The sequence below is a fragment of the Enterococcus sp. FDAARGOS_375 genome, assembly GCF_002393265.1.
GTDB classification, from domain to species: domain Bacteria; phylum Bacillota; class Bacilli; order Lactobacillales; family Enterococcaceae; genus Enterococcus_D; species Enterococcus_D innesii.
This window is the reverse complement of sequence record NZ_CP023515.1, coordinates 1410919-1422500: the sequence shown is the minus strand read 5'-3', so window position 1 is coordinate 1422500 and position 11582 is coordinate 1410919. Positions and strand designations below refer to the sequence as shown.

The 11582-nt window shown below is 44.6% G+C and carries 11 protein-coding genes (1 of these 11 running past the window's edge); all 11 read left to right on the top strand.

Annotation, left to right across the window (positions count from 1 at the left end; all coding sequences use genetic code 11):
• Window positions 1–401 carry the final stretch of a ribosome small subunit-dependent GTPase A gene (gene rsgA / locus CO692_RS07850; protein WP_096741994.1) on the top strand. The gene continues 484 nt to the left of window position 1, outside the view, so 401 of the gene's 885 nt are visible here — the last part of the coding sequence; the start codon falls outside the window, past its left edge; its stop codon occupies window positions 399–401.
• Window positions 402–410: 9 nt separating this feature from the next.
• Window positions 411–1064 carry a ribulose-phosphate 3-epimerase gene (gene rpe / locus CO692_RS07845; protein ID WP_005232947.1) on the top strand — a complete coding sequence of 218 codons (654 nt, stop codon included), beginning with the start codon at window positions 411–413 and terminating at the stop codon, window positions 1062–1064.
• Window positions 1065–1697, top strand: coding sequence for a thiamine diphosphokinase (locus tag CO692_RS07840; protein WP_086291442.1), 633 nt, complete (start codon window positions 1065–1067; stop codon window positions 1695–1697). It abuts the gene before it with no gap.
• A 142-nt stretch (window positions 1698–1839) separates the two neighbouring features.
• Window positions 1840–2697, top strand: coding sequence for a rod shape-determining protein MreC (gene mreC / locus CO692_RS07835; protein WP_077454117.1), 858 nt, complete (start codon window positions 1840–1842; stop codon window positions 2695–2697).
• Window positions 2698–2699: 2 nt separating this feature from the next.
• A complete protein-coding gene (gene mreD, locus CO692_RS07830; RefSeq protein ID WP_005230239.1) occupies window positions 2700–3209 on the top strand; it encodes a rod shape-determining protein MreD in 510 nt (169 codons plus the stop codon).
• Window positions 3210–3394: 185 nt separating this feature from the next.
• The gene (locus tag CO692_RS07825) at window positions 3395–4756 is read left to right on the top strand and encodes an NlpC/P60 family protein (protein WP_096741993.1); all 1362 of its coding nucleotides are present in this window, start codon (window positions 3395–3397) and stop codon (window positions 4754–4756) included.
• Between the two features lie 69 nt (window positions 4757–4825).
• The gene (locus CO692_RS07820) at window positions 4826–6574 is read left to right on the top strand and encodes a PTS sugar transporter (protein WP_096741992.1); all 1749 of its coding nucleotides are present in this window, start codon (window positions 4826–4828) and stop codon (window positions 6572–6574) included.
• Window positions 6555–8585 (top strand): BglG family transcription antiterminator, encoded by a 2031-nt coding sequence (locus CO692_RS07815; protein WP_096741991.1) that lies wholly within the window; start codon window positions 6555–6557, stop codon window positions 8583–8585. The genes CO692_RS07820 and CO692_RS07815 overlap by 20 nt, the downstream gene beginning before the upstream one ends.
• A gap of 12 nt (window positions 8586–8597) precedes the next feature.
• Window positions 8598–9032, top strand: a complete 435-nt coding sequence (locus tag CO692_RS07810; protein WP_016612038.1) for a PTS sugar transporter subunit IIA — start codon at window positions 8598–8600, stop codon at window positions 9030–9032.
• Window positions 9033–9347: 315 nt separating this feature from the next.
• Window positions 9348–11120: a PTS mannitol transporter subunit IICBA gene (locus tag CO692_RS07805; protein ID WP_096741990.1), complete on the top strand. Its 1773-nt coding sequence runs from the start codon at window positions 9348–9350 to the stop codon at window positions 11118–11120.
• Between the two features lie 15 nt (window positions 11121–11135).
• A complete protein-coding gene (locus CO692_RS07800) occupies window positions 11136–11573 on the top strand; it encodes a PTS sugar transporter subunit IIA (RefSeq protein ID WP_096741989.1) in 438 nt (145 codons plus the stop codon).
• Window positions 11574–11582: the final 9 nt, after the last annotated feature.

The window sequence follows — 11582 nt, the reverse complement described above, 5'->3', positions numbered from 1 at the left end:
GGCAATCCGGTGCTGGAAAGTCTACGCTATTGAATCGAATCGTCCCGGAATTGGCATTGGAAACAGGAGTGATCTCAGAATCTCTCGGACGGGGGAAACATACGACCCGTCATGTGGAGCTCTTGCCGATTTGTGATGGATTGGTTGCCGATACGCCTGGTTTTAGTTCAATCGATTTTCTGGAAATCGAAGCAGTAGAGTTACCAAAGCTCTTCCCTGATTTTTTAGCAGTAGCTTCCAACTGCCGTTTTAGGGAATGTATGCACCTCAATGAACCTGATTGTGCAGTCAAGCAGGGAGTTGCAGCAAATGAGATCGCCGAGACTCGTTATAAGAATTACGTACAATTTTTAGAAGAGATTGAAAACCGACGTCCGGTTTATAAAAAGAAGAAAAAGTGAGGGAAAAGCATGATGAAACTAGCACCATCTATTTTAAGTGCCGATTTTGCAAATCTTCAAAGAGACATTGAGCTGGTAGAGCGCCATGGCGCAGATTATATTCACGTAGACGTGATGGACGGTCATTTCGTCCCTAATATTACCTTAGGCCCAAACATCGTTAAAGCGATTCGCCCAGTTACCAAACTGCCGTTGGATGTTCACCTAATGATCACCGAACCAGAAAAGTATATCCATGCCTTCGCAGAAGCTGGAGCAGATATCATTGGGATCCACGCGGAAGCAACACCTCATATCCATCGTGCGATCCAAATGATTGTGGCAGAAAATGTCAAAGCAGAAATCGTCATCAACCCAGGCACACCAGTTTCAGCCATTGAACATGTTTTATCCATGTGTGATCAAGTGTTAGTTATGACGGTCAATCCAGGGTTTGGTGGGCAGTCCTTTATTGAAGAATCACTGGAAAAAATTGCGGCGCTGGCTGCTTTAAAAGAAGAAAAAGGCTATCATTATGATATCGAGGTAGATGGCGGGATCGTTCCTGAGACAGCCAAACGCTGCCTGGAAGCAGGTGCAAATGTTTTCGTAGCAGGAAGCTATATTTACGATGCCGATGAACCTGCAGCACAAATCAGAGCCTTGAAAGAAGCTTTGCAATAAATGAAGATTTTGTTAGCAGCAGGTGGGCGCCCTGAAAATTGGCCACAGTTGATGGCGTATGATAAATACATTGGAATTGATCGCGGGGCCCTGTTTTTGCTTCAGCACCAACGGCCAGTCGATCTGGCAATCGGTGATTTCGACTCCCTGACCGTAGCAGAACTGCAAGCGGTCAAACAACAAGTTAAGACCGTGATCCAAGCCCCTGCTGAAAAAGATGATACAGACACCCAATTGGCATTGGTGGAGACGTTGCGCCGCTATCCAGAAGCGCAAATCGACTTGATTGGTGCAACAGGAGGACGTCTCGACCATCTTTTAGCCAATCTATGGCTGCCCTTAGAAGATCGGTTTCGTCCATTTGCCCCAAATCTGCGTTTTTTAGATCGTCAAAATGTCGTTCAGTTCTTTTTACCGGGCACCTATCAACTGGAAAAAGAACCCGAGATGCAGTATTTGGCGTATTGCTGTTTGACGCCGGTAACAGATTTGACGTTAACAGGTAGCAAGTATTTATTAGAAAACGTCCAAGTACCGTACCCAACTTCATATGCCAGCAATGAATTTCTGACACAGACAGCAGGTTTTTCCTTTAGCAGCGGGATGATAGCAGTCATTCAAAGTTGTGATTAAGAGACGGAACGTCTCTTTTTTTTGTTGAAAATTTCAGAAACTTAATTACAAAAAAAACATTAAGACGGACAACTTAGCTTTTGTTTGCAGGGCATTAATGGTAAAATTGGAACTACAGTTTGGAATTATTTGAGGTGTCTTTGTGAAAAAGTTTAATCCTAATAAAAATATTATCATCACATTGATTATTGTGATTTTAGTTGTCACCGTATTAAGCGTGACGATCGCCCGCCGAGCAGCGGGAAACTCCACCAATGCCGTGCAATCTACGGTCAATGACTCCGTTGGCTTTATCGATAAAGTGATTACCGCTCCTTTTCGTTGGATCGAAAATGGTGCCAATTCAGTCAAAAATTTATTTGTGACCTATGAAGAAAATGAACGTTTAAAAGAGAAGTTGGACAGTTTTGAGGAACTGGAACAAGCGAAGGACAATGCGCAAAGAGAAATCGATGCCTTGAAAGAAGAGCTAGAGCTGAACGCAACCTTGACGAATTATGAACGGATCTCCGCCAATGTCATCAATCGGTCACCGGATACTTGGCAAGATATGCTGATCGTGGACCGAGGCTCAAGAGATGGCGTTGAGGTCAACATGGCAGTCATGTCGCAAAAAGGCTTGATTGGTCGTGTCATTGAGGTCAATGCAGCTTCTTCTAAAATTGAACTTTTGACTTCTGAAAACCAGAATTCCAACCACTATCCGGTTCGAATCAGCGGCGAAGATGGGTCAAACTTTGGGATCCTAAGTAGTTACGATCAAAAAGAACGTTCCTTAGTCATTACCCAATTGACGGGGGACAATGAGCTGAAGGAAGGCGATGTCGTGCAGACCTCTGGATTAGGAGGAAACTCGCCCGCCGATTTGGCGATCGGAACAGTGATCCGTACCACCAAAGATGAGTTTGGTCTTGATACCCAAGTATTTGTAAAACCGTATGCCCAAATGTATGATATTCAAGCAGTAACGATTATCAAACGCTTGGCAGGTGAGGAATAGCCATGAAAAAGCATGACTACATCAAATACCTGGCAGCGGGCGTCTTCTTTTTGATGATGTTGGCAGATGGACAACTGACGCGTTTTTTGGAAAAATGGACCCAAGACAATTATATCGCCAGTGCCCATCTTTTGCTGATCGCCCTTTTGTGTGGCGCAAAGTATTTGCCGAAAAACTTTTTGATTACCACGGCGCTGGTGATCGGCTGTCTCTATGACGTGTATTATGTCGGTGTGATCGGCATCTACACGGTGGCGTTTCCTCTAATCGTGTGGATCATGTACATTTTGAAAAATACGCTTTATCAAAATGTATTTACCATGTTTTTCGGAATGATCATCTTTGTTACCAGCTTAGAAGTTGTGACGTTGGGCGTCCAGTTGCTATTTAAGATCGCATCAGTTAGCACGTCATTCTTTGTTTCCCGCTTTTTAGCACCAACGCTTTTATTGAACATCATTTTGTTTATCCTTTTAGTCGTTCCATTCATGAAGCTATTCAAAGACGAATAGCTTCATTTTTTTTGCCTTTGACGGTATAAAAATAACAGCGATTGAAATGTTTTTGTAATATTCCTTTTATCTCTCTGACATACGGCTGTGTTACAATCACACTATCGTGAAGGACTTTAGGTATTCTTAAGCATTTATACATAAAAAAACCATATTAGGGGAAGCAACAGCCGGAGGAATGAAGAGTGAAAAAGCGAATTTTATCTTTCTTGTTAGTAAGTTCAATTGTTCTTACTTCTGCAGCAGCACCGACACTTGTCTTTGCATCAGATTTTGACAATAAAATTGAAGAAAAAAATCAAGAAATCTCTGACTTGCAAAACCAGCAAGCAAGCATCCAGTCACAAGTAGCAGCACTTGAAAGCGACGTGGCTGCAATCAATGAAAAAGCCCAAGCTTTGTTGCAACAACAAGGGGATTTGCGTGCGGATTCTGAAAAGTTGAAGCAAGAAATTGCCGATTTGAAAGTCAGAATCGAAAAGCGTGAAGAAGCGATCCAAAAACAAGCCCGTGACGTTCAAGTCAACGGTCAAAGCACAAACTTTATTGATGCAGTATTAGAAGCTGACTCTTTAACCGATGCCATTGGTCGTGTGCAAGCAATGACAACGATCGTCAATGCTAACAAAGATCTTGTGGATCAACAAAAAGCAGACCAAGAAGCAGTTGAAGCGAAAAAAGCGGAAAACGACGATAAATTGGCAGAAATCGCAGCGAACCAATTTGAATTAGAAACACAATTAGGGGATCTACAAGCCAAACAAGCTGATTTAAATGTTTTGCAAGCGGAATTGGCTGTTCAACAAGCATCGAAAGAAGATGAAAAAGCTGATTTAGAAAAACAAAAAGAAGAATACGAAGCAGAACAAGCACGCATCGCTGCAGAAGAAGCGGCGGCGGCAGCAGCTCGTGAACAAGCAGCACAAGAAGCAGCGGCTCAAGAAGCGGCAGCAGCTGAAGCAGCTACTCAGGAAGCAGCATCAAGCGAGTCTTCAACGTCGAATTCAACGACATCAAGCTCCACAACAAATTCTAGTACGACGACTGATACTACGCAAGGCAGTTCATCACAAGGCAGCAGTTCAGCAAATACGACACCATCGACTCCTGCTAACAATAACAATAGCAATAACAACCAAGGATCGAACAATAGCGGCAATGGTGCAAGCAATACTCCTGCACCCGCACAAACGGTTAATGGTTCAGCAATCGTAGCAGAAGCAATGAAATACATTGGTACCCCTTATGTTTGGGGTGGTACGACACCAGATGGCTTTGACTGTTCTGGCTTTACACAATATGTATTTGCTAAAGTTGGCATCTCATTACCACGGGTAACGTACGCACAAGAATTTTCCGGTACGGTGATTTCGATCAACGAAGCAAAAGCTGGCGACCTGTTATTCTGGGGTAGCCGTGGAAGCACGCATCACGTGGCGATCGCTATGGGTAACGGACAATACATTCATGCACCAACACCTGGTCAAAGTGTTTCTGTCAGCAGTTACTCTTATTACTCACCAGATTTCGCGGTACGCGTAAACTAAATCAATTGAAGCTATTTCAAAAGCTGGCGTTTTACGTCAGCTTTTTTTGATTTCTGTTTAAAAAAACGTATGCTTTTTTTGTTTTCAGTCTTGCCAGAACATCTTATAATAGAAAAGAGAAAGGAAGCGGATAAAATGGACAAGACCTCGTCTTCCAGAGAAAAAATGATAACGGTTAAGTTTTATACGAATTATCTTTCTCGCATGATGATGCCGAATCTAAGTATTTTTATTGCGTGGATGCTGATTTCATTCCTGCTGCCTTTTTTTTCAGTCGATCAACAAGTGATCCAGCAAATGGAACAAGGGGTCTTGACTGTGTTGCTGCCCCTCCTGATTGCTTATACAGGTGGGCAAATGTTGGCACCTGAGCGAGGTGGGGTCGTAGGAGCAGTGGCGGTCTTAGGGGCTATTCTCGCAACGGATATTCCCCAAGTCTTTGGGGCGATGCTACTGGGACCACTGGCAGGCTGGCTGTTGTATCGCAGTGATTCGTTCGTGAGTAAGGTCAAAAGTGGCTATGAGATGCTGGTGCGCAATTTTATTGCAGGTGCGCTTGGCGGACTCCTTTTTTTAGGTAGTTATTTCCTATTGGCGCCGCTTTTTAATTGGTTCAGTCTCGGCAGCTATCAGCTCGTTGATTATTTCGTTCGGCAAAACGTCTTGCCCTTTATTCATATCATTGTAGAACCATTGAAGGTTTTGTTTTTTAATAATATTGTCAACCATGGACTATTTACGCCGCTAGGAATCGAAGCCGCGGCAGTTAACGGTCAGTCGGTTTTATTTTTGATCGAGGCCAACCCCGGTCCGGGATTAGGGGTCTTAGCGGCGTATCTTTTTTTTGGTTCAAAGCGAAACCGAACGAATGCCGCAGCATCCATTTTTGTGCAGGCCATTGGTGGGATTCATGAAGTGTATTTCCCGTTTGTTCTGCTCGATCCTTGGGTGTTGCTCGGTCCGATCGTTGGTGGTTTCAGCGGTACACTGATCTTCCAATTTTTAGGGGTAGGCTTAAGAGCGCCTGCGTCTCCGGGCTCGATCTTAGCGATTTTACTCAATACACCGCCGTCTATGATCCTAGGTGTCTTAGCTGGGATTGTCGTCAGTACGGTCGTATCGTTTGCGATCGCTAGTGTGCTGTTAAAACGGAAGTCCAATACAGAAAATGAGGAGCGTAAGATGCCGAAAATGAAGAAAGTCACGGAGATCGTCGTGGCTTGTGACGCAGGGATGGGGTCCAGTGCAATCGGCGCCAGCATACTAAAGAAAGAGTTAGAAGAAGCCCAGCTAACGTTTCCTGTACGCTATCAGTCGATTTATCGTGTGACCGATGATCCCGCGCTGTTAGTGATCACCCAACGGGAATTAGCAGCTATTGCCCAAAAGCAGACACCACACGCACAGCATTATGTGTTAGATAATTTTTTGGCGGCTGATGAGTATGCCCCGCTGATCCTAGAATTACAAAGAAGAGAACAGGATCCGCAACAATCGCTACAAATCGAAGCAGCAAGTTCGCTAGGGTTTTCAACGATCATCTTTTTGTATACTGGAAAAAAACGCGGTTCACAAACGATGGCAGTGGAGATATTAAGAAAAATGGCTCGCCAACAAGCGCTGTCTTTGACCATCAAAAAAATGGCGTATGAAGGACAAGCTCTTGACCCTACGGCAATCTATATCCTCCCGAAAGAACTTGCAGAAAAGTGCCTGATCCCAGATGTTCCTTTGCTGGTGGTGGATGATTTATTGACGACAGATGCGTATCGTCAGTTACTGACAGAAGGAGTCGACTATGTTTTTGACCAATCGTGAAACACTTTTATTAACGGAATTGATGAATAGTACCGGTCCAGTTTCTTTAGATCGCATGATGCAAGTCTTAAAAGTCAGTAAACGAACGGTGTACCGTGAACTGGCTAATTTAGAAAAATCGCTGGAAACAGTAGGAGCTACCTTAGAGAAGGTCGGTCGTGGTCATTTCCAAATTTTTGCATCAGAAACGAGCATTCGCCAATTACAAGAAGCCATTATGGCAGATACCGATCAAGAATTCGCGGCTAGTGAGCGGCAACACCGTATTTTGTTGCAACTGACTACCGCCACGAAGCCTGTATCCAGTCATTTTTTCTTGGAGCGTTACCAAATCAGCAATACGACGTTTTTTTCAGACATCAAACAGCTTGAAGAGAGTCTCGCACGGCTGCCGTTAAGGATCGTGCGCAATCAAGGGTATGAGATTGAAGGCTCCGAAAAGTACCGGCGGTTGATCACAGCCAATACACTAGTGATGGAGATCAATGAGTACCAATTTTTCCATTTACTGGAAACCGATGATGAAGCCCCGTTTATTTTTCAATTTCTGTCCCGTGACCATCTATTGCTAGCCCAGCGGCTGATTCGAGAAACCATCGAGCCGCAGTTTAAGGAACTTAGTGACCGCAAATTGGCGTTTATCGTCTTGATGCTGGCGCTAGCCATGGATCGGGTAGCTTTGGGCTACACGGTGGAAGAAGAGACATACCCGAGTCAGATCAACAAAGACTTGCTGAAGGTGGCGAAAAAGATTTTTGCTCAGATCGCCGAAAAGACCAAACTGCTTTATTCCATCAACGAAATCGTCTTTTTTGCCGTGTTACTAGGTGATTTTGCCAATTCCTTTGATCGTGATTTTTTTGATGACCATTTTGATACCGACTTGGCTTATCGCGTGAAACGCTTGATCGAATTGGTCAGTGAGCAAACGGAAGTGGCGTTTTATGAAGACACGAACTTGTATAAAATGCTGCTGACCCATATCTCAGGAGTGATGACGCGGGCGATTTTAGAAGAAGATCATTTGAACAACCCTATCCTAGAAAAAATCATGAACCAGTATGTCGAGATCGCCAGCGGGATTCGCAATCATTTGCCGCAAGTCTTTCCGCAGCAGCAGTTCTCGGAAGAAGAAATCGCCTATATGGTCCTGCATTTTGCCAATTCGTTGGAAAAAAATCCGAAAGTGTTAGAAGTCAATATTGCAGGGATCTCTCCTAGCGGATTAGCCTCCATCAGTTTGTTAGAGATGCAGCTGCGGAAACATTTTCCCTTTATCAATCAAATCACCTTCTTTCGAGTGGGGGATGTCAAACGGGAAAATATCGAGGAGACCTATGACTTGGTGATCTCGACTTCATTGCTGCCAGGGTATCAAGGAGAATACAAACTCGTTTCACCGATCCTGCTAGAAGAAGACATTCAAGAGTTGAAGAAGGCCTTCCAAGCCATTAGTCAGAAAAAACGTTCCGCCAAAAAAGCGCCCTCTGCTTTGGTCAAAGAGGAATCCTATGAAGCGGTCTTGGCTTTTATCGAAGCTATTAACCAGCTATTGGCGCTGTTTCAAGTGCAGACCATTGATAACCCAGCGGACTTGGAAGAAACGTTGCAGCTGGTGCTGACGTCTTTTGATGAACATGTTGTTTTGGATCGTGAGAAAGTTGTTGATCGTCTCTTAAGGCGCTACTTCCAAGCGCCAGTGGGCATTCCTGACACCCACTTTGCCTTGTTTCACGCGGCGAGTTCGGCGATCCTGCAACCTGTTTTTCGTATTTTCGATTTGAAACAGCCGCTGCCACTTCTAGCGATGGATAAAAAAGAAATCGCTGTTACCCGTTTATTAGTCATGCTTGCGCCGTATCCTATCAATGAAACAAGCTCTCAGATGTTAGGGAAGATCAGTGGTTCGATCATTATGAATGATCTAAATACGGAGATTTTTAATTCCGGCAATGATTCGATTATTTATCAGTTACTCTCTTCGCTCTTGATTGAAGAAGTAAAACAATAGGAGGGATCAGCGATGTATATTCCACAGGAGCGGATTTTGTTGGATCAACACTTTACCGATGCCACAGAGGCTCTGACAAAAATTGGCGAGTACTTAGTCAACCAGGAGATCGTCTCTTTACCTTATGTCAAAAGCCTTTTGCGGCGCCATCAAAAAACAGGTGTTTACATCGGTAACTTTGTTGCACTGCCCCATGGGGAAGAAGAAGCCCAGCAATGGATCAAGGAAGAAGGGCTCTTTTTGATCCAAGTGCCGGATGGCGTCGACTTCGGCACGAAGGAGCAACCCAAAATCGCTACGATCCTTTTCGTAGTCGTCCTAAAAGAGCAGCAATTAGCTGTTTTGCAAGAAATCGCCTTTTTTTGTTCTGATATGCAAAATGTTCGGGCGCTTAGTGATGCCGAATCGGTTGAAGAGATCCAACAGATTTTGCTGGCAGAAGAATAAGCAAGCAGCAGCAGACTGGCTTGCAACAATAGCAGCGAACGAAATACATGAATGAGCCGCCTCCGTGTGCTCGCTCTTTCTACCTTGTGTAGAAGGAGCGGGTACACGTTTTTTTTTGTGTTTTGGCAAAAACCAGATAGAAATGCTCCACGTGAAACAGAACAAAAATAAGCGAGTGCAGGGGCTGCTCGCCTTTTTTTGTTCTATCCGTTTGGCTACAAGTTTTGGCACAGTTTTTTGTGCCAAAGTACGACTTTCGACCGTTTTGGGAAGCGCCTACAATAAGGGTGTAAGCAGACGAGAGGAGAGAAAAAAATGGAACAGACACAAAAAGCAGCCAAATCATCAGTAAAAGCAAAAGTTCAAAAATTAGGCAGTACGTTGTCGAGTATGGTGATGCCAAATATCGGCGCATTGATTGCATGGGGTGTATTAACGGCATTATTTATTCCAGATGGGTATTTACCAAATGAAGCCTTTGCAACGATGGTCGGTCCAATGCTAACGTATTTGATCCCAATCTTGATTGGGTATACTGGCGGGAAAGTGATTGCTGGTGACCGCGGAGCCGTGGTTGGGGCGATCGCAACGATGGGGGTCATCGTCGGAACGGATATCCCAATGCTATTGGGTGCGATGATCATGGGTCCTTTAGGCGGTTGGGTCATCAAGAAATTTGACGAGATCTTCCAAGACAAAGTTCGCGCTGGCTTTGAAATGTTGGTCAACAACTTTTCATCAGGTTTGATCGGTTTTGCCTTAGCATTACTGGGCTTTGTAGCAATCGGGCCAGTTGTTAACACCTTGACAGAAGCAATGGCAGCAGGGGTAGAAGTAATCGTCAATGCCCACTTGATTCCATTAGCCAATATCTTTATTGAACCAGCAAAAATCCTATTCTTAAACAATGCCATCAACCATGGAATTTTGACACCACTAGGTACTGAGCAAGTCAGCGAATTTGGGAAATCGATTCTTTACTTATTAGAAGCCAATCCTGGACCTGGTTTAGGAGTCTTGCTAGCCTTCACTTTCTTCGGAAAAGGAGCAGCGAAATCTTCGGCACCTGGAGCGATCATCATTCACTTTATCGGTGGGATCCATGAGATCTACTTCCCATACGTCATGATGAAACCATTGATGTTCTTAGCAGTGATTGCCGGCGGTGTATCAGGAAGCTTTACCTTCCAATTGCTAGGTGCAGGCTTACGGGCACCTGCTTCACCAGGTTCGATCATTGCGATCTTAGCAATGACGCCATTCAACTCGGTAATGAGTGTCGTTTCTGTCTTAGCCGGAATTGCCGTAGGAGCAGGCGTATCCTTTATCGTCGCTGCCGCGATCTTGAAAGCGGATGCGAAGGATACGGTGGATAATTTTGAAGAAAAAGTACAACAAACGCAAGCAGCAAAACTCAGCGCTAAAGGCTTGGCGGCTCAACCAATGACTGGCATCAATCGTATCATCTTCGCATGTGATGCAGGCATGGGCTCCAGTGCTATGGGGGCATCGATCTTACGTAAAAAAGTCAAAGAAGCCGGTCTTCCACAAAATGTCTCGAATTCCGCCATCAACAATTTGACGGACGATGCCAATACATTGATCGTCACTCAAGAAGAATTGCAAGAACGTGCCAAACAAAAAGCGCCAAATGCGACCTTCGTTGCGGTTGAGAATTTCCTGAACTCTCCACGGTACGATGAAATCGTAGCCACATTGTCAGGGACTAAGACAGCGGGGGAGTCAGCAAAAACGTCTGAAGCAGGCAACCAGGCAGATGTTCCTTCCGCCAATGACCTTAAGCAAGTCAGTGAAATCATTTTGGCCCACGATGACCGCAAAGGTTCGGCAACGATGGCTCAGAAAGTCTTTCAAGATCTTTTAGCCAAAGAAGCTCTGACGATGCCGATCAGAAAAAGCCATATCAATGATCTCCATGCCAACGCCTCTTCATTGGTGATCACGAAAGAAGCCTTAACGCCGCAAGCGCAAACCTCAGCGCCAGAAGCGATCCATCTATCCGTCAATAATTTGATGGGAACGACGAACTATAAACGGATCGTGGCATCGATCAAAGCAGCGAATTAAGAAAGGATGAGCCGAATGCAAGTATTAGAAAAAGACATGATTGAATTGAACAAACAATTTGCGACCAAAGAAGAAGCCATTCGTTACTGCGGCGAAAAACTGCTGGCGGCAGGCTGTGTGGAAAAAGAATACATCGATGCCATGCTTGAGCGTGACGAGATGCTCTCAGTCTATATGGGGAACTTTATTGCGATTCCTCACGGTACGGATGAAGCCAAAAAATACGTCAAAAAATCAGGTATCTGTATCGTACAAGTGCCGGATGGCGTGAATTTCGGTACCGCGGACGAAGAAAAAATCGTCACCGTCCTTTTCGGCATCGCGGGCAAAGGAGAAGATCATCTGCAATTGGTCCAACAAATCGCCCTCTTTTGCAGCGATATCGATAACGTTGTCGAATTGGCGGATGCCTTAGATAAAGAAGAAATCGCCCAAAGTTTGACCGTGGCATAAGGATTTAAG